Here is a 22,555-nt window from a genome sequence, read left to right as displayed (position 1 = left end):
CAATTTCATTCAACTTCTAATTTTTCATTTTATGAAACCCTTCATTTGGATTGTTTCAATCCTTATGAGTCTTTTGGGTGTTGACGCTGTCAATGCTCAGGATAATTGTACCATTCAGATCGATGGCCAAGTGGTAGATGCCGAGTCAGGAGAAGGACTCAGTTTTGCCTCCGTCATTCTTCAAGAGTCGAGTCAAGGTGCCTATGCCGATTCGGCGGGATTCTTTTCTCTAAAAGGGATTTGTGTGGGTGACTATACCTTAAGAGTCACTCACATTGGCTGTGCTCCGCAAAAGAAGGTCATTCGACTTTCGGGAGATACGACTTTCGTTTTCTCACTCAACCACGACGAGTCAATTTTACACGAGTTCGTAGTGGTGGGAGAGGAAGAGAAGGAATTGGTGCTCACCAAAATCGGAGTGCGAGAAGCGCAATTGGAAAGCACCACAGGCCTCCAATTGGCCGAGCAGGCTTTGGCTATTCCGGGTATGCGCATGCAAGAAACGGGAAACACCATTGCCAAGCCCGTCTTTCGTGGTTTGCAAGGAAATCGTTTGCTGGTGCTCAACGCGGGCGTTCGTCAGGAAGGTCAGTACTGGGGCTCGGAGCACGCTCCCGAAATCGATCCGTTTCTGGCTCAACAGGTCAGTGTGATCGAAGGTGTAGATGCGCTGCGCTACGCGCCCGATGCGATCGGAGGATTGCTTCTGGTTGAGCCCGCCGATGTCTTCGGTAGTGATTCCCTCTCGGGATCGCTCACGGGAATGGGGGCGACCAACGGCAGAGGCGGAGCACTGGGAGGTGAGCTGATGGGAAGGGTTTCGGAGAAGTTTCCGCTTTACTTTCGCGGGCAGATTTCGAGCAGGAAGTTTGGCGATATGAAAACCCCCGATGTCTTTTTGGTCAATACGGGAGCAGAGGAATTAAATTACTCCTACGCTCTGGGCTGGAAAGGAGATGCGTGGAAAGCGGAAGTTTTCTACAGCAATTTCAATCAGCGGATCGGGATTTATCGCTACTCGCACCTGGGAAATCTCACCGATCTCTACGAAGTGATCACGGGTATTCGGAGCAATCCCGATACCACCGACTTCTCTTACGACATCAATCGGCCGTATCAGGATATCGGCCACGAGCTCTTCAAAGGGCGCGTGGAGGTAGAGCTGGACGCTGAAAACAAGATCGAGGCCATTTACTCGCGTCAATTCAACTCCCGCAAGGAGTTCGATGTGCACGTGGGAATCAATCCCTCTGCCGAAGAGTTGGCGCGTCCCCAATTGGATTACGCATTGACCACTCACCTCGGTGAATTGGTCTGGCGGAACAAGGTGGGCGCTCTTTCGAGAAGTGTCGGAGTGACGGGTCTCTTCCGCGAAAATACGTTCAGGGGGAGAAACTTCATGCCCAACTACCGAAACAGCAGTTTTGGTGCCTTCGCCTTGGAGCAACGGAATCTCGGAATTTGGAAATTGAAATACGGCATTCGCTACGAGCGTTACGATGCCGATATTTTCAATCCCATTGGAAGTGAGGACGATCCGCTCAACCTGAGTTTTGATGGATTAAGCGCGGCTTTGGCGGCAAAGAAAGACCTCGAATCGGGTGACTTGACGCTCTCGGCTGCTACTTTTTGGCGTGCGCCTGCGGTAAATGAATTGTTTGCCAGCGGCCTGCACCACGGAGTAGGTGCCATCGAGCAGGGGAATAGCGAACTCTTGCAGGAACGATCGTACTCGTTGAGTGCAACTTGGCGAAGGGTATTCGGTCGGACACGCGTATTGGCGACAGCCTACACCAACTACATCGAGAATTACATTTTCCTCAATCCAAACGACATCGAATTGACGATTCGAGGGGCTTTTCCTCGGTTTGACTATGAGCAAACGGATGCGCTGTATTGGGGATCAGATATACAGGTGGACGGTCAGCTCAATAAAGGGTTTGCTTATTTGGTGACAGCCAGCTTGGTCTGGGCGCAGAATGTGGGGACGGGAGATTTCTTTATCAATATTCCTGCCCATCAATTTGCCCTAGAGTTCAAAAAGACCTGGGATGATTTGAATAAAATCAAGCAACCTTGGATTGCCCTTTCGGGAAATTACACCATGGAGCAATACCGCGCTCCAGAAGTTTTTCCATTTGAATCAGTTTTCGAAGCGGGATCGACTTCGACTCTGCCCTCGAGCTTTGATTTTGCCGCAGCCCCCGATGGTTATTTTTTGCTTGGCGCAAGAGCGGGATTGAGGCTAGGACAAACGTCTTTTCAATTGGGAGTTGAAAATATGCTGAACACCACTTACCGAAATTACATGAACCGATTCCGCTACTACATGGACGAACAGGGACTGAACATTACACTTAGAATCAAACACAATTTTTAAAAACAGAACAAATGAATATTTCAAAATACCTTAGATTCTCTCTTATCGCCGTTATGGCTTTTTCATTCACATCATGCGAAAAAGACGACGACAATGATGATACCCCACCGGGCTCAACGAATGAAGAAGAGCTTATCACAGATTTGGTTTTGACTTTTACGAATACGGATGACCAATCGCAGGTGACTTTTATGTTTAGTGACCCTGACGGCCCCGGAGGTGACCCTCCTGCAGTTGATGACATTTTCATAGATGACAGCACTTCGTACTCTGTCAGTGTGGAGGTACTCGATGCTTCTGATCCAAATGACGTGGAGGATATCACCACAGAGATTATGGATGAAGATGAAGCTCATCAATTTTTCTATATCGCTGAATCTGCAGATAACTCAATAGACATTTCTTACGATATTTTTGATGTTGATGGAAATGGAAATCCTGTGGGATTATCTACGATTTGGAATACGAATGAACCAACTGCAGATAATGGGACCGTTCGAATCGTTTTGCGCCATGAATTGAACAAGGATGCAACGGGAATTGCTATTGATGATTTTGCCGGATCGGGCGGTGAGACTGATATTGATGTCACCTTCAATTTGACGATCGTCGATTAATTCAATGGCTGGCTTTTCGTACATTTCGCCCATGATTCGAAAAGCCGGCCTTTTCTTTTTTCTGGCAATTTTTGTGGGTTGTACAACAGTCTCAGACGATGAGGTAGATCCTGTGATAACATCACTGGTATTAAACGATAATTCATTTTCTCCGGGAGAAACTTTGCAAGTCAGCGTCTCGGGAAGAGACAATGAAGAACTGGGACAAGTGAGGTCTAGAATTCGCGAAGCTTTTGCTAAATCTTTTGGTTTCTGGGAATTCGTTGAAGTCAGAGATCTTTCAGGATCCACCTTCACTGCCAACTTCCTATACCCCGTTCCTGATTCGGCTCTGGCAGGGCTTTATGAAATAAGTATTCAGGTTTCTGATGAGCGCGGCAACGGCTCAGTTGATTCGACTCTCCAATTTTTGGTTCGCCAAATGGGAGAGGAGCCGATGATCATCGATTTTGATACAAATCCTTCTTTAGGAGCAGACGAAGTATTGCGCATTGGCGAAAGCGATACACTAACGTTTTCAGGTATGGTGAGTGATCCTGATACCCTTGATTCCTTTAGCATTACTTTCAAAGATGAATTGGGCCTGACTTTGCTCAGTCTGAATTACGCTTTGCCCGATACCACGCTTTTCGATTTAACTTCTGCGCCCGATACGGTCTTTTTTGAAAGTCTAGAGGTGTTTCCGGTCGAGATGGAATTGAAAGCCCAGGATTTCATTGGTCATCAGAGACGAGAGACCTATTCGATCGAAGTAGACTAAGGACATAGCTTTACATCTTCGAGGATGTAAGGCAATTCGGAATACCTTTCCGTATTCAGCAACAAGCGTCCGCAAAACGTTCGTCTGTCGTCGTTTTTAAAAGTGATTGATTTGTCGCTCATCTGAAGGTCTACCACCGTCTCAGGTCCTGCGTTTCCGCAAAAGAAGCAAGAGCTAAAAGGAAAGCGACTCACTACGTAAACATTGAGATTAACATCCATTGGAATCACGTACCCTGTGATCTTTACATCCCGACCTTCCATCGATTGAATCATCGGACCGAAGACCGGCTTGTCGTAAAATGACCCTGTTCCTTCGTCGTAGGTCTCTTCAAATCGAACGTCGGCCAGCTGGTCCCAAGTAATCAAGACATCATTTTGACCAAAGACGGCAGAGCCCATCAAAAGGAGAAGAAATATAAGTGACTTCGCTTTTTCCATTCTGCAAAAATACGGAATCTTACAACTGTTATATTTGTCCGCATCAACAATATCCTATGCGAAAACTATCCCTGATTTTATTGCTAGCTATTCTCGTTCAGCAGTCATTTGCACAGACCGAAAAGAAAGAAATTGATATGGCCACGGCCATTATGGAACCAAACAAAAGTCTCGCCCCTGAGACAGTTTCCGGTTTTCACTGGTTGCCGAATCAACAGTTCATTCATTCTGGAGAAAACCGTGATCTAATCGTCAGAAACCTCGATGGTGATACACTGCATCTTCACGTACTTAGCGCGATTAACGATGAGCTCAAAAAATCGAATAGCGATACGCTAAGAAGATTAAGGGCTAAAGAGGTAGCTGATGGAAAAATTTTCCTTTCGGGAAAAAGAATCTTCTACTCCATGAATTCCGATGGGTCTGATTTGCAACAAGTGTTGACTTACCCCGAAAATGCGAAGAATATTACATTTCATCCTTCATCAGGCTCCGTTACTTACACCGTTGGCCCCAATGTTTTTTACAAGTCTTCAGGTTCGCCCGAAAGGCAAGTGACCAATCATACCGTAGAGTCTGAAGTATCAGCAGGAATTGCCATCCACCGTTCGGAATTTGGAATTGTAAACGGCCTATTCTGGTCTGAAAGTGGAGCGATGCTTGGCTTTTACGAAATGGATGAATCTGAAGTGACGGATTATCCACTGGCAGATTATTCCACTATTCCGGGAGAGCCGCGCCCAATCAAGTATCCTATGGCGGGTCAATCCAGTCATACTGCCAGGGTAGGAATCTACGATGCTCAGCGGGATACGACTTATTACTTGCAGACTACCGGGCCGAAGGATCAATACTACACGAATTTCACTTTTTCACCGAACGGCAAAAAAGCCTACCTCGCTATCGTCAATCGAGGTCAGAATAAGATGCAGCTGAACGTTTACAACACCAGCACGGGAGCATTTGAAAACACTCTTTTTACGGAAGAAGACGAAGCTTATGTGGAGCCAGAACGAGGACCGATTTTCTTGAAAGATGGCCGTTTTCTTTGGTTCAGCGAGCGCGACGGGTTTGATCATCTCTATCTATACAAGGCCGACGGTTCCTTGGTCAGACAAGTCACCTCGGGCGATTTCGATGTACTCGAATATCAAGGTCAATTAGATGGTGGGATCTTAGTGGAAACAGTTGAGGGCTTGATGAGTGAGGCACTCGGAGTAGCTGATTTAAATACTGGAAAGCTCAAGAAGTTGACCAGTGATGAGTCTTCATTTTCGGTGAATTTTGATACTGACTCGAAGTTGTTCTTGGTTCGGGAGCGATCGATGACTGTGGCAAATGATGTTTACATCATGAATGCTAAGGGCAAAAAAGTCTTGAACTTGGTTGAGGCGGATGACCCATTAACGGAATATCAAATGGGTGATATCGAACTACCCGTTTTGCAGGCTTCTGATGGTACGAAGCTTCAAGGGCGGCTGATTAAACCCTATGATTTTGATCCTGACAAAAAGTACCCCGTCATTGTTTATGTTTATGGCGGACCTCACGCCCAAATGATCACGAACAACCGCACTGCAGGTGCACCACTCTGGATGTTCCACGCCGCAAATCGTGGTTACGTGATTTTCACGGTCGACAATCGTGGTTCAGGTCATCGAGGACTGAAGTTTGAGCAAGCAACTTTCAGAAACATGGGAGATGTGGAGATGGAAGATCAATTGGCAGGTGTGGATTATCTGAAAACATTGCCTTACGTCAATTCTAGCAAAATGGCCGTTCACGGTTGGAGCTATGGTGGGTTTATGACTACATCGCTGATGCTTCGTCACCCGGGCGTTTTCGGAGTCGGGGTAGCGGGTGGTCCCGTTACCGATTGGAGTCTTTATGAGATCATGTACACCGAGCGCTACATGGATACACCTGATGAAAATCCTGAAGGATTCAAGAAGGCCAAATTGAATAACTACGTTGAAAATCTTCAAGGAGATCTTCTTTTGATCCACGGATTGGATGACGACGTGGTAGTGCCACAGCATTCTTATTCTCTGCTCAAGTCATTTGTTGACGCCGGCGTTCAAGTTGACTTTTTCACGTATCCGGGTCATCCGCACAATGTGCGAGGAAAAGATCGCATACATTTGATGAATAAGGTTTTGAATTACATCGATTTGCACTTATAATAGCATGCAGCCACGTTTGATCAAAGAGGCGACAGGAATACTCAAATCGAATTTGGGTGAATCTCTCGATGGTGAGGGTAGGAGCTTCTTTGTGAAAAGAGGTATGGGGCGGAGATTGGTTTTGACCGACATTCACGGAAGCTTTCAAACGTTTGTTAAGCTTTTGCGAAAGCTAAAGCTGACCAAAGATGATCAGCTTTTCATTTTGGGAGACATGATCAACCGTGCTCCGTATTCCATTTATGTTATCGAGAAGATTGCCGAACTACTGGTTGATGGCTATTCCGTTTTTCCCTTACGGGGAAATCATGAACAGCTTTTTTTAAAATTTGCCATTACAGATCAAACCAAACTTCAAGCCTTGGCAGATCGACAGTATTCGGCCCATCTTTTAAAGGATGGCGTGCTGCCTAAGTCCATTTACAAGTTTTTCAACGCTCTCCCTTACTTCTACGAATTGGAGGATCACTACTTGGTTCATGCAGGTTTTAATATTGATGAGAGAGATCTCTTCGACTCTTGGAAGGATATGCTTTGGATACGCTCAATGCGCTATGACAAAAAGAAGCTAAATGGCAAGAAGGTGGTTCACGGACATGTTCCTACCACTTTAACGGTCATTGAAAAAGCTCTTGCGAATGAGAAACCAGAAATAAAATTGGACAACGGTTGTATTCGTGCGGGAGTATTTGACTTTGGAAAGTTGGTTTGCCTCGATTTAGATTCGAGTAAGCTGACGACTAAAAGGAATATTGATTTTGTCCCGGCTAACTTATAACATCCGCGCGTGCCAGCTATCCTTAGCGGGAACAAGCCAGCCTTTTCTCATCTCTCCCAAAGAGGTGATGAGGTTATTCAATACGAGCGTGTCTTCGTTGATTTTGCCGCTCATTTGATTCATCTCAATCTCTTTTAGTTCTCCATTTTCATCGAAGTAAATCACTTGAGTTCGCTGCATCAGGCTTTTTCCAAGCGATTTTTCCAACTGCTGAATGAAGTGAACCGAACTATCGATGGAGCATCCGGTGGCGTCTTGTCCGGATTCGTCTACAAACAGACATATGAATCGATCGAATAGAATTCGGTAGTCGGCTTGAAGGTTGGTGCCATGCGCTTTCCAAGCTGGTATAAATTGCTCACAAGCTTGCTTAACTAAGGCCACTTCATTTTCTGAAAGGTTTGATTCGGCTTGGTAAACCCAAACACGGCTTGAGTCGGACAATGACGTGGGAAGAAGTTCTTTTATTTCCAATGAATCAATGGCTATCATAGGTCGGCGGCTTGAGCGATGAGTTCTGCAACGTCAAATACTTCGGTTTGATCTTCCTTTTCAAAGTGCTTCACACCGTCGGTCATCATGGTATTGCAAAATGGGCAACCTGTGGCAATTACCGAGGGCTTTATTTCCAGAGCTTCTTCAGTTCTTTCGATGTTTACTTCTTTGTTTCCCGGCTCTGCTTCTTTGAACATCTGGGCACCTCCGGCACCACAACAAAGTCCTTTACTCTTGCAGCGCTTCATCTCAACCAATTCGGCATCAAGCTTTTCGAGCAATTGTCTCGGCGCTTCGTATTCTCCATTTCCTCTACCGAGGTAACATGGGTCGTGAAAAGTGATTTTTCTTCCCTTAAATGCTCCGCCACCCTCGATTTTCAACCTGCCATCGTTGATCAGGGATTGGATAAACTGCGTGTGGTGAACCACTTCGTAATTTCCACCAAGGTCGGGGTATTCATTCTTCATGGTATTGAAGCAATGTGGGCAACCCGTCACGATTTTCTTCACCTCGTAGCCATCCAAAACTTGAATGTTCATCATGGCTTGCATCTGATACAAGAACTCGTTTCCGGCTCTTTTTGCCGGATCTCCCGTGCAACCTTCTTCTGTTCCCAACACGGCAAACTTGACTTCTGCCTTGTGCAAAATCTTCACGATGGCTTTGGTGATTTTCTTCGCTCTATCGTCAAAGCTACCCGCACATCCGACCCAAAACAGAACTTCGGGAACTTCATTTGCGGCAAGCATCTCCGCCATGGTTGGCACTTTTATCGCTTCACTCATAATCTTTTTCTATAATTCTTCAGCCCATTTTAGTCGATCAGCTTGGGGGAAAGCCCAAGGCGCTCCATTGTTCTCAACATTGGTAAACATACCGTTGAGTTCGGTAGGACTTTTAGACTCTTCCATCACCAAATACCTTCTGAGGTCTACGATGATTTCGAGCGGATTAATATTCACCGGACAGGCGTCAACACAAGCGTTACAAGTCGTGCATGCCCATAATTCTTCTTCTTGGATATAATCCCCCAGAAGCGACTTTCCATCGTCGTAATCTTTTCCGTGCTTGTCGATGTTTCGTCCCACTTCTTCCAGCCTGTCGCGGGTGTCCATCATTATTTTTCTTGGTGAAAGTAGTTTCCCCGTCATATTTGCAGGGCACGAACTGGTGCATCGCCCACACTCCGTGCAGGAATAAGCGTCCATCAGGTTTTTCCAATGCAAGTCTTGGACGTCTTTGGCACCAAATTTTTCGGGGACAGCATCGGGGTCAGCAGGTGGAGGTGTGGCATAGGGATCGGCCGTTGGATCCATCATCAGCTTTACTTCATCAGTCACCTTGTCCATATTCGTGAACTTTCCCTCGGGCGTAAGGCTGGCGTAGAACACATTAGGGAAAGCCAAAATAATATGGAAGTGCTTAGAGATAGGTAGGTAGTTCAAGAAGAGCAGAATCCCGATGATGTGAAACCACCACGCTCCGCGTTCATACATGATTAGTCCTTCTGTCGACATTCCATCAAACAAAGGAGCTAAGAGGCTACTAACAGGATATGCGCCAGCTACAATGTAGTGATCTGCTCCTCTTTCTTGAAGCAAATAGTCCGTAGCGTTCATACTTAAAAAGGCGAACATCAAAAGAATTTCAACTACCAAAATGATGTTGGCATCGTTTTTTGGCCAACTGGTCAATTCTCTCGCCTTGAAGCGTTTTATCGTACCTGCATTTCTTCGAATCAAGAAAACCACACAAGCAAATAGAACCAAGAATGCCAGGATTTCGAAGCTACCAATGAGGAAATCATAAAACCCTCCGAGAAAGGCAAAGATCCGGTGAGTGCCGAAAACTCCATCGATGACTATTTCGAGAACCTCAATATTGATAATGACAAAGCCGACATAGATTAGAATGTGCATGATGCCAGCTAAAGGTCTCGTTACCATTTTAGATTGGCCCAGAGCCACTCGGGTCATCATGGCCCAGCGCTCTCCTTTTCTGTTGCTGCGGTCTACATCTCGACCGAGTAAAATATTGCGACGAATCTTACTTACTTGATATGTAAATGCACCACCAGCGGCTATCAAGATCACCAAAAAGACAATATTAGCTATTCCCATGTTCTGTTTTATTCGCTGTCAGAATCTCCATTCTCAGAATTGACGTATTCTTTCAATTCTTCTAATTCCGACCTTGAAAGTTCTACGCTCTTTGTGTTCTTTCTACCAAAAACAGAAAACTGTACGTATCTGTTCGGGTTCACTCTCAAATCTTCTACCAGAAGGTCAAGATTATTGCTAGCCGATTCCAGTTTTTTGTACAAATCAGGATTGTTGATCAGCATACCAAGACTTCCTTCTCCGCTGTTAATCTTCTCTGTGATCTTCTGAACTTCTACCAAAGCAGCATTTGCATTTAATACAGTTGTAGCAATATCTGCTTTTGCTAAGGTGTCACTGATTTGAGAAAAGTTTTTGATGATATTGTCCAGCTCTGCCGTATTGTCACTCAGCGTAGAAGACAGGTTATCGATGTTGGTGAAGATCGAATTGATCTTTATGCGTTGCTCTGCTACAAGAGTATCTACACGAAAGGAAGTTCTCTCCAAACTGGCAATCGCGTTGTTTATTCCTTTGAAGCTTTCAATCAAATTCTGCTGACTTTCGGCGTTCAGTATCACTTCGATTACACGAATCACTGAATCTACCGAGGAGATGAGGCTTTCGGCTTTCATCTTGATTGGCTTCAGTTGAGCGTTCACTTCATCAACTAAATCTCCTTCTACTTCCGGTGAAAGTGTATCGCCTGACACGGCTGGGGTTGGGCTTTCACCCAGTAAAAAGTGAACTTGCATCGATCCAAGTAGATCGCCGCTTTTCAGCAAGGCTTTAGTGTCTTTGGGGATGGAAATCTCCTTATCCACCATCATAGTGACGAGCAGTCGTCCTGATCCGTCATTCAATATTTTTATGTCGCGCACTTGGCCAATTTTATAACCATTAATCATAATCGGGTTAGACTCCTCTAGCCCGTTAATGCGCTCATAGACCCCATAGTAAACTGTTGGTTGGCTGAAAATATTTATTCCTTTCAGGTAGTTCAACCCAACAACAAGAAGCCCTATTGCTACAATTACTACAAGACCTATGGTTATTTCCTTTTTTCTTTTCACAAGAGCAAATTTAGGGTTTACCGGTCAGCTCTATGGCCTTATCCAACGGCATTCGCTCACCGTTTTCATCAAAAGCGACAATGAATGCCCCTTTATAACCTGTTTTCCTTACATCTTTTTGTAGCTCTTTGGCAGAGTTGTAGGTAGATGCAGCCCCATAAAGGTATTTGTACAATTCTTGGTCTCGATACATTTCGACATTCTTAAGTCCATTGAATGCCTTATCAGTTATTTCCATTGGTGTGGATGAACTGGATAATTGGACTTTGAAAGTCACCTTCGCCTTTTCTAAAGGAGTAGCGGTCTGCGTTTCGTTTACCGCTTCTGCCACAGGTTGTTCAGACTCTACTCCTACTGCTGCTTCAATAGCTTCCAAATCAACTTTGTACTTTTTAAAAGCACGGTAGATTGCAGAGGCTGTATAAGTTTGACCTTCTTCACTATTCAAAAAATCCTCTTCCTCTTTATTTGTCAAAAAACCCAATTCAACCAAAACACTGGGCATAGTGGTAAACGAAATAACCCAGAACGGAGCTTGTTTTACTCCGCGATCAGTTCTTCCTACGCGCGTTCTCATTTGATCCTGAACATGTTTAGCAAAACGTAAGGACTGATGTATATGGGTGTTTTGTCGTAGGCTTAATTCAATAAGCCCTTCGGGTGAATTGGGATCGATATCGCCGTAGTTATCTTTTCGATCGTCTTCCAAAAGAATAGCAGCATTTTCTTTTTGGGCCATTCTCAAGTTCGCGTCTGTTTTTGCAGGCCCCATCACATAAGACCCGCATCCTTTTGCGCTCTCACGTGTAAAGGCATCACAGTGAATTGAGATGAAAATATCCGCCCCTTTGGAATTGGCGAATTTTGTTCTTTCATGAAGTGGAACGAAGGTGTCGTCGTCACGCGTATACAACACTTCCACATCAGGAAAGGCCTCTTCAATGTATTTTCCTACCAGCTTTGAGACGTTTAACGCAATTGTTTTTTCGGTAACCTTGTAACGGCCGGTACCTAAATTCCCAGGGTCTTTTCCACCGTGTCCTGCGTCTATTACAACTCTTGTTACCGCAGGTGTAGCGACAGACTTTGGCATGGTAGATGCTAAAAAGAGCGTTCCCGCTGAGAGCGCAATTCCAACCAAGAATAAAAGCTTCTTGGGCGACCAGCGTGATAATTGATTTTTTACGTCCATTTTTGCGGCAGCAATTCGGTAGTTTTGGTAGTTAGAAAACCATCAACAAATAAAATTAGGAATATTCCTTCCCTCATCCTTCGGGCAAAGTTAGTTTTTATCCTTGTAGGGCTGTTCATTATAGCCGCCTCTGAGGTAATGTCCCAAACTGACTCTCTCGCTCTTAATCTCACCGACACTTTGACGGTCGATTCGGCGATGGTTGAAGAAGCACCCAAAAATCAGTCCGATTCTTTTCTTGAAGCCCCTGTCAATTACTCAGCGAGGGACACGATCATAAACGATATTGTAAATGGAAAAGTGTACCTGTTTGGTGAGGCTGTGATTACCTATCAAGACATCAAACTGCAGGCAGAGAGGATTATCTACGATTTCGCGAAGTATACCGTTCACGCCGAAGGAATTCAGGATACGGCTGGTGTATGGGTAGGAAAACCTGTTTTCGAACAAGGTGATTCCAAGTTTGAGGCCTTCAATATGGATTATAATTTCAAGTCAAAGAAGGCCTATGTTCGACAGGTGCAGACCGATGTGATAGAAGGAACATTGACAGGTGATCGGGTGAAAACCACAGATAATAACAATGTGATCTATGTGCGTAAGGGAGAATATTGCCCTTGCGAAGACCCGAATGCGAAGACCAGATTCAAGATTGGTCGGCTAAAGGTGATAAAAGATAAGCAGATTGTAACAGGACCTGGTTATTTGGCCTTGGGAAAAATCCCGACTCCGTTGGTTTTTCCTTTTGGCTTTTTCCCCAATGCAGATAAAAAGCAAGCTGGGCTTATCATGCCCAGCTATGGAAATGCAAATGAACTTGGCTATTTTCTGAACGATTTGGGTTTCTACATGCCAATTAGCGACCAAGTTGATACCAAGATTTTAGCAGATATTTATTCACGCGGAAGCTTTGGATTGGAGAATATCACACGCTACAAGAAGCTGTACAAATACGATGGTAATCTTGGCGTAGAGTACAATATTCAAAAAAGGGGAGATCGAGACTTGAGTAATTATTCAGAAGCGAGAACCTTCTTCATTAACTGGAGACACTCCCAGGATAGAAAGGCTCATCCATATGCAAATTTTTCTGCAGATGTAAATGCGGGAAGCTCTCAGAATTTTACCAATAACCTCAACTCTTCGCAAAACGATTACCTCACCAATACCTTCCGTTCAAACATTCGCTATTCGCGTTCATTCTACAATTCGCCTTGGAGCTTTAATGCCAATGCAGGTCATGATCAGAATTCGCAGACGGGAGTTTACAATTTTACACTGCCCACATTGAATGTAAATAAGGCACGAACGTTTCCATTAAAGGATCTATTCAACGATGGTCCAAAAGATAGGTTTTATGAGAAAATCGGTTGGGTCTGGAGTTCATCTTTTCAGAATACTTTAAGCGCAACAGAAAGTGAATTGGCCCTGAACAATTGGAACCAATTGAGCAAAAATTTCAGAAATGGAATCAGACACACTACCAGTCTGAGTACCTCATTGAAGGCGGGAGCGCTGAGTATCAATCCCAGTTTTAATTACAACGAACGTTGGTATTTTAAAACCTTCGGTAGAACTTTCAATGCTGAAACAGATCAGTTTGAGGTTGACACCCTTCAAGGGTTTGATCGAAATAATAATTGGTCTTTTTCCACCTCCGTTACTACCAAGCTTTATGGGATGTACAGCTTTAAAGGCAAAAACCTAAAAGCGATCAGGCATACCTTAACCCCAACTGTAAGTTACAATTATAGGCCTGATTTTGATCCAAATGTATACGGGTTTTATGGCACTGACGGCGCATTGACATCTTACAATCCCTATCAAGGGACAGTTTACGGAGGCCCTCCATCCGGAAATAGCCAGACCATATCATTCTCTTTTGTGAACAATGTAGAAGGGAAATTTTTGAGTAGGCGAGACACTACTTCGAAATTCAAGAAAGTGGCCTTTCTGGAGAATTTGACCTTCTCAGGAAATTACAATTTCGTAGCGGATAGCAATCAGTTGAGCAATATCAATATCAGTGGCTTTAACTCAATAGGTAAATACGCTGATTTGAGATTTTCAGGTGTTTTCGATCCATACGTTTACGCTATTAGTGAGGCAGAAAGACCTGTAAGGACAGCCGAATATTTAGTCAGTACCGGCAACACTTTGGCGCAATTTCAGTCGGGTAATATAGCCGTAAATGTCAGGGGTCTCGGTAGTACCGCATTTCAGCGACAAGAGGTTCAAGAAGTCATCGAGTCTGAAGATGCGGAGGAGGAGGTAGGAGGAGACTCAGATTCGTTCTTGAGTGGATTTAAGGTACCTTGGAATATTAGCTTTCAATATACTTTGAACGTGAGGCGAAATCGTTTTGTAGAAGCGGCAGGCGAAGACCTTCCCCTAGTACTTATGGATACCTTGGCTTACACCCAGTCTCTTCAGGCTACCGGTGATTTTACTCTCTTCGATATTGTGAGGGTTGGAGTAAACTCGGGTTACGATTTTACCAATAAAGAACTTACACCGACAACGATTACTGTAAGGGTAGACCTCAATTGTTGGGAACTCAATGCACGGATTATTCCATTCGGATTTCGCAGGAGCTACAGTATTGGCTTAAACATCAAGTCATCCATGTTGCGCGATTTGAAACTAGAGCAGAACCGCACTATCGGAAACGACGAAAGCTTTTTCTTATGACAAAAAAACTCAAAATTGCTGTGATTTACGGCTCCTATCGTTCAGATCGTTTGGGAATCAGAGCAGCGAATTTCTGCATTGATCAACTCAATGAAAAATGTGAAACAATTTTTCTGGACGCTAAGGAAATAGACCTTCCTATTTTGGATAGAATGTACAAGGAATATGCAGATGGCGAAGCTCCTGAGAATTTGCAAAAAGCATCTGAAGCGCTTCAGTCTTCCGATGGGTACGTCATCATTACAGGTGAATACAATCACGGGTTTCAGCCTGGTTTGAAAAACTTTTTGGACCACTTTCAAAAGGAGTATTTCTTTAAACCTTCGGGAGTTGTTTCCTATTCTCGCGGAAGCTTCGGTGGTGTGCGGGTCGCTATGCACGCACGTGCGGTTCTTGCTGAATTAGGCATGAGCAGTATACCGTCAATTCAACCTATTCCAAAAATAGATTCAGCATTGGATGAAAACGGAATAGCGGAGGACTCAAAAATGATCAAGCGATTTGATCGATTTTCTACAGAGTTGCTTTGGTACGCCGATGCGATGAAAGTGGCGCGCGAAAACGGAACCCCGTATTAGTCGAAAATATCTTGTCTCGAATTGGGTCTTCTGGCCTCATCCCAGATAAAACCATCAAAGAGCTTTGCGTCTTGGGGAAGCTGCTCGACTGGATAAAAAGCTCCGTCGGGCTTTGTCAAAAAGAGGATACGATCTATCGCTCTATCTATCATAAAGATTTCTATGTTCGAACAGATGGCCTTGTTCACCCCAATGAATTTGACAGGCTGTGGGTCTGTTAAAGTACTATCCTGTTTTTCTTCTTCAGTGGCATAGTAAAGCGACTGACCATTTCCTTTGATCAGAATTCTGCGTAGATCATTATTTTCAAAAAAACCAGTCAAGTGTTTGCCTTTGATCTGATTGTACTTGGTGGAATCTATTCTGTTCACCATGAAGGCATGGTCAAACACAAATAGATTTTCTACTGCTCCATCGTAGGTTCTGATCAGAATGGTATCGCCCGTTATTTGCAAATCATCGGCCCATAAAACGGGATTGGTAAACATGTAAATCAAGCTGTCATCACTGGCATAAATAAGCGAGTCGCTTGCGCCCTGCATGTCTTTTCTGAAGAATTTCACAGATGGATAGGCATAAACCCGATTGCCAATCAAACTATCTTCCACCGCCATTAGTGTATCTCCATGAAGAAAAAGTGTATCGGTCAAATCGTACTGGAGCATCTCGGCATTGCCCGTCACATAATTTTTTCCGGTAGCGTCATTGTACTCGCCATAATCGCCGTTGATGACAAACTGATCTGCCGTATCGACTACACTGACATTCAGGTATGCCTTTCCCAGCTCCTCGTTTCTTGAGTACCATAGGCTGTCTCCCCTCAGGAGTTGTTTTCCATTGTCGATATAGGCGTTCTTGTTAAATTGTGAGATATCGTTGAAGGTATCATACCAACCATTTTCACAATAAATCGTGTTAGCATCGCTGTAGATAAATGTTGGTCCAAAGAAGTAGGCGATTTCCGACTGGTTTCCATATCGGAGTGTATCCGTCTCCACTCGATATTGAGGATTGTTGAGAACTACGCTATCGCGAAAAAAGAAGAACTCACTGTTTGAATCGTAAATGCCCTCGCATGATACCAAGCGATTGTCGTTCTTTTTACTTATGATGTTACCACGATCGTAGAATATGGCTTGCCCCGATTTTCGATCGTAGTCTAAGGTATGGGTGGTAAGAGTCATCTCAGCATCCTTCAGTACCACGTTATCTCTTACTTTTATTAGCTGAGTATTTCCATTGTAGTTCAACTTATCGCTGGTCATTGTAAGAGTGTCCCCTTGGTTTACTCTAACATGGCCAAAGGCATCGAGACTATTCGTTGCATTGTAGAGGTATGCTGAATCGCAATACATCAAGGCCCCTTTGTGTTTGAAGATCACGTTGCCTAATAGTCGCTGAGCATCTACACCGATACTTTTGTCAAAGCGCAGAATATCTGACCGCACCAATTCAATTCGACTCTTTTCTTGCGAGAAAGAATCAAAAGGTAAAAGCAATAGAAGCAGGGAAATGCCCAACCAAATTTTGCCGAAATTCATCGGAGCATCATTGGCAATTCTTGTGCCGCTTTTAAGCGGGTACTTCGGTACGAACAATGGTTTGATTTCTGTCAGGGCCCACTGAAACAACTGTGATTGGGGTTTCCAAGGCCTTTTCGAGATAGTCGACGTAATCGCTCAACTCCTGAGGGAAGTCTTCCTCGCTGTTGAGCTGAGTCAGGTCCTTTTTCCAGCCTGGCACTGAATCGTAAACGGGCTCTATTTTCTCACCCGTTACGTCGTAAGGAAGATAATCAATCTTTTCACCGCGGTAGATGTAGTGGGTGCAAACTTTGATCTCGTCAAATATGGAAAGAACATCCGCTTTCGTCATATTCAACATGGTCACCCCATTGATCATGATCGCATATTTCAACGCGGGAAGGTCAATCCATCCACATCGGCGAGGTCTACCAGTGGTAGCACCAAATTCATGACCCTCTTTTCTAAGTCGTTCCCCTGTTTCGTCAAAAAGCTCTGTGGGAAATGGTCCACTACCTACACGGGTGCAGTAAGCTTTGAAAATCCCGATTACTTCGCCAATTCTATTTGGTGCTACTCCAAGACCTGTGCAAGCCCCGGCTGCAATGGTATTAGAAGAGGTCACGAAAGGATAACTTCCAAAGTCGATATCCAAAAGGCTGCCTTGAGCCCCTTCGGCCAATATCTTCTTACCCGCTTTCAATGCCTGGTTGAGCTCGTGTTCACTGTCAATCAGGGTCAATCCTTTAATCACAGCGATACCTTCAAACCAAGCTTTCTCCTTTTCGGTGATATCGTATTCAAAATCGTAAGGCTCCAAGAGTCGCTCGTGCTTAGCCTTAAGCGCGTCATATCGATTTTGAAAATCAGGTGATTCAATGTCTCCAACGCGTAAGCCATTACGTCCCGTTTTATCCATGTAGGTTGGGCCGATTCCCTTAAGCGTTGATCCGATTTTCTTCTTGCCTTTATCCGCTTCACTGGCGCCATCAAGTACACAGTGTGTTGGCAAGATGAGGTGAGCTTTTCTCGAAACGACTAAGTTCTTGTTGACGTCAACACCCATTTTTGCAAGAGCATCTATCTCTCGCTTAAAAATTATCGGGTCTATGACTACACCGTTTCCCACCAAATTGAGTTTTTCAGAGTGGAAAATCCCTGACGGAATGGTGTGTAAAACGTGCTTGATATTGTTAAACTCCAAGGTGTGTCCCGCATTCGGCCCACCTTGAAATCGAGCTATTACATCGTACTGTGGTGTTAGAACATCCACAATCTTTCCCTTTCCTTCATCGCCCCATTGAAGCCCTAGAAGTACGTCAACTTTTGATTTCATGTACGCTTATTCAGAAAGTTCTTTTAAGTGCTGTACCGCTTCTTCACGAGAATCTTTGAGCGTGAAAACGGTATCTAATTTCGTTACCGAAAAAAGAGATTTGATTCGGACGGTTGAGCCCGCTACAACGGCTTCCCCTCCGTTATTTCGGCACTTGTTCATCAAGTTCAAGATGATGTTAAGCCCTGTGCTATTCATATATTCCAACTCGCTCAGGTCAATAATGAAATGATTGTGATCTGAAGCCATTTGCTCCTCTACTTCGGCGCCTATGTCAATTGCTTCAGCCTTGTCGACCAATTTACCTTGCATTTCTAATAGTACAAGTCCTTCCTTTTCGGTTATAGAATAATTGAATGCCATTGGTGTTTTTTATTCGGGTTGATTTGAGTCGGTTTTATCCGTTCCGTTTCTCTCGGCGTAAAAGTACAAACTATGGTGCATAATCTTCACGTTGAAAATCTCCTCGACGGTAGCTTTAATTGCTTCTATTCGAGGATCGCAAAATTCCAAAACTTCTCCAGTTTCGGTCACAATTACGTGATCGTGCTGTTTGTACTCATGAGACTTTTCAAACTGCGCCGGATTTTTTCCGAATTGGTGCTTCCGCGCAAGATTGCAAGCCATTAGTAAATCTATCGTATTGTAAAGCGTAGCTCTGCTTACTCGGTAGTTCTTATTCTTCATTTGGATGTACAATGATTCTACATCAAAATGACCGTCGTACTCATAAATTTCATTGAGTATTGCGAACCTTTCAGGTGTTTTCCGGTGACCATTCTTCTCGAGATATGCCGAAAATATTTGCTTTACTTTTTCCTTCAGTTCTAGTGTCGCCACGTGTTGACTTTAGTCGTCAAAGTTAGTCGATTTTAGAAAACAGCTAGCCGTTTTCAGAACTAGATTCCATACCCAGCTTAACCCGCTCTACAGTCAGCACTCCCTCTACACTTTGCAGTCTCTTGATCAGGCTGTTTAAGTGATCAGTGTTGTATACTAGTACGGTTACTCTCCCATCAAACACACCATCGTTGCTCTCAAAGCTAATGGCTTTCATATTTACATTGAGATCGGTAGAGATGGCATGTGTGATTTTTTCGACCAATCCCAAATCATCGATTCCTTTGAAGCGAATTTTCGCTGCAAACTCACTCTCTTTCTGACTTTGCCATTTCGCCTTAATGATGCGGTAGGCAAAGTTCGATCTCATTGCGACTGCATTCGGGCAGCGCACACGATGAATTTTTATTCCGTCGTTTATCGTCACAAAACCAAAGACATCATCACCCGGGATGGGGTTGCAACATTGCGATAGCTTGTAGGGTACGTCCACTTCATCATCACCAATGATGAGGGTATCCTTCGGAATTTCTTGAGCTCCCGATTTTTTCCTTTCTTCATATTCGAAGACTGAATCGTCTCGCTCAAAATTCAGCTGCTTTTGATCTACAGTAAAGCCTTTTAATTTTTTTAGGGTAACCTTCCCTTTGGCAATATCTTCGTAAAGTGATGTGGCTGAGTTGTATCCGTAGAATTTTTCCAGTTCCGAAACATTGCGACTCGTAAACTCGACTCCGATGCTCTTGAACTTTCGTTGCACGATTTCTCTCCCATCGCTTGCCACCTTTTTCTGCTCCTCTTTCAGAGCTTGTTTGATCTTCGATTTGGCTTTAGCGGTCACCACATAGTTCAGCCAGTCCTCTTTTGCCTTTTGCTTTTTCGATGTTAGGATTTCGATTTGATCTCCGCTTTTGAGTTTATGGCTCAACGGTACCAAACGTTGATCGACCTTGGCGCCAATGCACGATTCACCTACTTGAGTGTGAATTTCGAAAGCAAAGTCAAGAGCAGTGGCTCCTGCAGGGAGCGTTTTTAATTCTCCATTGGGAGTGAAGACAAAAATTTCATCACTGAACAGGTTTAGCTTGAAGTCGTCGATGAAGTCCAAGGCCTCACCGTTATTGGTCTCCAGCATGTCGCGAATGCGATTGAGCCAAGTGTCTAAACTGGATTCTTGGGCTTGTTGGTCCTTGTATTTCCAATGCGCAGCGTATCCCATTTCGGCTATGTCGTCCATACGCTGAGTTCGTATTTGAACCTCGACCCATTTTCCTGTAGGGCTCATTACCGTCGTGTGCAGGGATTCGTATCCGTTTCCTTTCGGAGTGCTGATCCAGTCTCTCAATCTGTCAGGGTTTGGCTGATAAAAGTCAGTGACCATACTGTAAACTTTCCAGCAGAGAGCTTTCTCATTCTTCAGGTCTGTGTCCAAAATAATTCGGATCGCAAAGACATCGTAAATCTCTTCAAATGGAATGTTCTTCTTGTGAATTTTGTTCCAAATGCTGTGGATGGATTTTGGTCTTCCCTTAATTTCGTAGTTGAATCCTTCTGCATCAAGCGCTCTTTTGATGGGCAGAGTAAAACGGTTTATAAACCTTGTTCTTACGGCCTGACCTTTCTTCAGATTCGTTTCAATCTCTTCATACTCCTCGGGCTCGGTGTATTTCAGCGCCAGGTCTTCCAGCTCAGTCTTTATAGCGTACAAGCCCAAGCGGTGAGCTAAAGGCGCAAACATAAACTGAGTCTCGCTGGCAATCTTCAACTGCTTGTCGCGACGCATGGAATCCAAGGTGCGCATGTTGTGCAGCCTATCTGCGAGCTTGATCAAAATCACCCGTACGTCATCCGATAGGGTGAGGAGCATTTTCTTAAAATTCTCTGCTTGAATGCTCGCCGTATGGTCAAACACATCAGAGATTTTGGTCAATCCATCAATGATATCTCTCACCTTGGGGCCAAACTGATGTTCCACGTCTTCCAAAGTGATTTCCGTGTCTTCCACAGTGTCATGAAGAATGGCAGCGACGATACTCGTTGTTCCCAAGCCGATCTCCTCAGCACAAATTCTAGCCACGGCCAACGGGTGAAGAATATATGGCTCTCCCGATTTTCGGCGCATGTCTTTGTGCGCTTCCATTGCCAAATCAAAAGCCTTCCGAATTATTTTTCGATCTTCCTTCTCCTTCGAAAACTTAGCCATGCGAAGAAGCCCTCGGTAGGCTGAAAGGATGAGCTTTTTATCTTCTGCGGGATCGACTTTCTTCACGGCGGGTTAAATGGTTAGTGCGTCTTGTTTCGCGGGTAATACTTTTGTTTTGACTTCACCAAAACCAATCTTGATTCCGTCTTTCTTGCATGTTCCACGCATGATGACTGAATCACCGTCATTGATGAATTTTCTTTCCGTACCGTCAGGCATTTGTACGGGTTTGCTACCTCGCCAAGTTATTTCAAGCATCGAGCCATAGCTCGAAGGGTCGCTACCCGAAATGGTACCCGAAGCCATCATGTCACCGCATCTCACGTTACATCCGTTTACCGTATGGTGAGCAAGTTGCTGGTTCATATTCCAATACATATTCTTGTAGTTGGATTGGCAAACGGTCATTTCATCACCTTTCTCAGTTTCGATCGCTACCTCAAGCTTGATGTCGATGTTTTTGTCGCCGCTGTATTCCAAGTAAGGAAGAACTTTCGGTTTTTGCACAGGGCCTTCCGTGCGGAATGGCTCCAAAGCGTCGAGTGTCACAATCCAAGGAGATACCGAGGAGGCAAAGTTTTTTGCCAGGAAGGGCCCAAGCGGAACGTATTCCCATTTCTGGATATCCCGCGCCGACCAATCATTAAAGAGCACCATCCCGAAGATGTAATCTTCGGCTTCGGAAGTGGAAATGGAGTCTCCGAGATGCTTCCCGTCAAAAGTCACAAATGCCATCTCCAGCTCGAAGTCGAGTAATCGGGTTGGTCCGTAAACGGGCGGCTCGTTGTCATTCGGTCTGGTTTGTCCTTTCGGGCGATGAATTTCTTCGCCTGAAATAATGATCGATGAACTACGGCCATGGTAAGCTACAGGGATGTGTTTCCAGTTTGGAAGAAGTGCATTGTCCGGATCGCGAAACATGGTTCCCACATTCGTAGCATGTTCGATACTCGAATAGAAATCGGTGTAATCACCCACTTGCACGGGAAGGTGCATATCAACTTCCGATAGAAGGTGAAGCGTCAATTCTATTTCTGATTTTCTGTCCACGTATGATCCGTCAGCATCAAAAAGTTCGGCAAGGCGGTTTCTCAAAGCTCGGGTAGCCTGCTTGCCTTTTTTCATAAGGGCGTTGAGAGTCGAACTTTCAAAATCGCTAGCGTCAAATGGTAAATCAGCGAAAAATCCTTTTGCCGAAAGGGCGGAGAGATCAGCCAATTGAGTACCAATGGCTACGCACGGTTTGGGCGTGCCTGACTTTACCGAAAAAATTCCGAATGGCAAGTTTTGGATAGGGAAATCACTATTGAGAGGTATTTCAACCCAAGACTTTCTCTTTGGGTCATTGGCAGAAATTTGCATAA

19 protein-coding genes are annotated in these 22,555 nt (G+C 44.5%); 7 read left to right on the top strand and 12 right to left on the bottom strand.

The genetic code is table 11. From position 1 onward, the window contains the following. Window positions 1-31 precede the first annotated feature (31 nt). Genes O3Q51_10535 through O3Q51_10525 form a run of 3 tightly spaced genes read left to right on the top strand, consistent with a single transcriptional unit; the run spans window position 32 to window position 3,757 of the window. The gene (locus O3Q51_10535; protein ID MCZ4409250.1) at window positions 32-2,380 is read left to right on the top strand and encodes a TonB-dependent receptor; all 2,349 of its coding nucleotides are present in this window, start codon (window positions 32-34) and stop codon (window positions 2,378-2,380) included. An 11-nt stretch (window positions 2,381-2,391) separates the two neighbouring features. Beyond that, on the top strand, window positions 2,392-2,997 hold the full coding sequence (locus O3Q51_10530) for a hypothetical protein (GenBank protein ID MCZ4409249.1): 606 nt from the start codon (window positions 2,392-2,394) through the stop codon (window positions 2,995-2,997). Between the two features lie 31 nt (window positions 2,998-3,028). Next, entirely contained in the window at window positions 3,029-3,757 is a 729-nt protein-coding gene (locus O3Q51_10525) for a hypothetical protein (protein MCZ4409248.1), read from the top strand. Here the strand turns inward: O3Q51_10525 and O3Q51_10520 are convergent. Next, window positions 3,754-4,197 (bottom strand): DUF3299 domain-containing protein, encoded by a 444-nt coding sequence (locus O3Q51_10520; protein MCZ4409247.1) that lies wholly within the window; start codon window positions 4,195-4,197, stop codon window positions 3,754-3,756. The two genes, O3Q51_10525 and O3Q51_10520, sit on opposite strands and share 4 nt — an antisense overlap. A gap of 56 nt (window positions 4,198-4,253) precedes the next feature. On the opposite strand from O3Q51_10520, the gene O3Q51_10515 reads away from it, so the two are divergent. Together O3Q51_10515 and O3Q51_10510 are read left to right on the top strand one after the other, a co-directional pair. After that, window positions 4,254-6,380: a prolyl oligopeptidase family serine peptidase gene (locus O3Q51_10515; protein ID MCZ4409246.1), complete on the top strand. Its 2,127-nt coding sequence runs from the start codon at window positions 4,254-4,256 to the stop codon at window positions 6,378-6,380. Window positions 6,381-6,384: 4 nt separating this feature from the next. Further along, on the top strand, window positions 6,385-7,158 hold the full coding sequence (locus tag O3Q51_10510) for a metallophosphoesterase (protein ID MCZ4409245.1): 774 nt from the start codon (window positions 6,385-6,387) through the stop codon (window positions 7,156-7,158). On the opposite strand, the gene O3Q51_10505 is transcribed toward O3Q51_10510, so the two are convergent. Genes O3Q51_10505 through O3Q51_10485 form a run of 5 tightly spaced genes read right to left on the bottom strand, consistent with a single transcriptional unit; the run spans window position 7,153 to window position 12,020 of the window. After that, window positions 7,153-7,650 (bottom strand): ABC transporter ATPase, encoded by a 498-nt coding sequence (locus tag O3Q51_10505; protein MCZ4409244.1) that lies wholly within the window; start codon window positions 7,648-7,650, stop codon window positions 7,153-7,155. The genes O3Q51_10510 and O3Q51_10505 overlap by 6 nt on opposite strands. Further along, window positions 7,647-8,441, bottom strand: coding sequence for a (Fe-S)-binding protein (locus tag O3Q51_10500; protein ID MCZ4409243.1), 795 nt, complete (start codon window positions 8,439-8,441; stop codon window positions 7,647-7,649). Before O3Q51_10500 ends, O3Q51_10505 begins: the two co-directional genes overlap by 4 nt. A gap of 9 nt (window positions 8,442-8,450) precedes the next feature. Continuing rightward, entirely contained in the window at window positions 8,451-9,776 is a 1,326-nt protein-coding gene (locus tag O3Q51_10495) for a (Fe-S)-binding protein (protein MCZ4409242.1), read from the bottom strand. Between the two features lie 8 nt (window positions 9,777-9,784). Then, window positions 9,785-10,828 (bottom strand): MlaD family protein, encoded by a 1,044-nt coding sequence (locus O3Q51_10490; GenBank protein ID MCZ4409241.1) that lies wholly within the window; start codon window positions 10,826-10,828, stop codon window positions 9,785-9,787. 10 nt (window positions 10,829-10,838) lie between these two features. Further along, window positions 10,839-12,020, bottom strand: coding sequence for an N-acetylmuramoyl-L-alanine amidase (locus tag O3Q51_10485; GenBank protein MCZ4409240.1), 1,182 nt, complete (start codon window positions 12,018-12,020; stop codon window positions 10,839-10,841). Window positions 12,021-12,158: 138 nt separating this feature from the next. On the opposite strand from O3Q51_10485, the gene O3Q51_10480 reads away from it, so the two are divergent. Together O3Q51_10480 and O3Q51_10475 are read left to right on the top strand one after the other, a co-directional pair. After that, window positions 12,159-14,711 carry a putative LPS assembly protein LptD gene (locus tag O3Q51_10480; GenBank protein ID MCZ4409239.1) on the top strand — a complete coding sequence of 851 codons (2,553 nt, stop codon included), beginning with the start codon at window positions 12,159-12,161 and terminating at the stop codon, window positions 14,709-14,711. Further along, the gene (locus O3Q51_10475; GenBank protein ID MCZ4409238.1) at window positions 14,708-15,289 is read left to right on the top strand and encodes an NAD(P)H-dependent oxidoreductase; all 582 of its coding nucleotides are present in this window, start codon (window positions 14,708-14,710) and stop codon (window positions 15,287-15,289) included. The genes O3Q51_10480 and O3Q51_10475 overlap by 4 nt, the downstream gene beginning before the upstream one ends. Here O3Q51_10475 and O3Q51_10470 read toward each other — a convergent pair. Genes O3Q51_10470 through fahA form a run of 6 tightly spaced genes read right to left on the bottom strand, consistent with a single transcriptional unit; the run spans window position 15,286 to window position 22,553 of the window. Next, on the bottom strand, window positions 15,286-16,830 hold the full coding sequence (locus O3Q51_10470) for a hypothetical protein (GenBank protein ID MCZ4409237.1): 1,545 nt from the start codon (window positions 16,828-16,830) through the stop codon (window positions 15,286-15,288). The two genes, O3Q51_10475 and O3Q51_10470, sit on opposite strands and share 4 nt — an antisense overlap. Before the next feature lie 31 nt (window positions 16,831-16,861). Continuing rightward, a complete protein-coding gene (locus tag O3Q51_10465) occupies window positions 16,862-18,148 on the bottom strand; it encodes an adenylosuccinate synthase (GenBank protein ID MCZ4409236.1) in 1,287 nt (428 codons plus the stop codon). Between the two features lie 6 nt (window positions 18,149-18,154). Continuing rightward, complete coding sequence (locus O3Q51_10460; GenBank protein MCZ4409235.1) at window positions 18,155-18,511, bottom strand: STAS domain-containing protein; 357 nt, start codon at window positions 18,509-18,511, stop codon at window positions 18,155-18,157. A 9-nt stretch (window positions 18,512-18,520) separates the two neighbouring features. Beyond that, on the bottom strand, window positions 18,521-18,988 hold the full coding sequence (locus tag O3Q51_10455) for a transcriptional repressor (protein MCZ4409234.1): 468 nt from the start codon (window positions 18,986-18,988) through the stop codon (window positions 18,521-18,523). 43 nt (window positions 18,989-19,031) lie between these two features. Beyond that, a complete protein-coding gene (locus O3Q51_10450) occupies window positions 19,032-21,257 on the bottom strand; it encodes a bifunctional (p)ppGpp synthetase/guanosine-3',5'-bis(diphosphate) 3'-pyrophosphohydrolase (protein MCZ4409233.1) in 2,226 nt (741 codons plus the stop codon). A gap of 6 nt (window positions 21,258-21,263) precedes the next feature. Next, a complete protein-coding gene (gene fahA / locus O3Q51_10445) occupies window positions 21,264-22,553 on the bottom strand; it encodes a fumarylacetoacetase (GenBank protein MCZ4409232.1) in 1,290 nt (429 codons plus the stop codon). Window positions 22,554-22,555: the final 2 nt, after the last annotated feature.

It is taken from the genome of Cryomorphaceae bacterium 1068, from assembly GCA_027214385.1.
Classification (GTDB): Bacteria; Bacteroidota; Bacteroidia; order Flavobacteriales_D; family Cryomorphaceae; genus JAKVAV01.
This window is presented reverse-complemented; position numbering and strand designations above follow the sequence as displayed.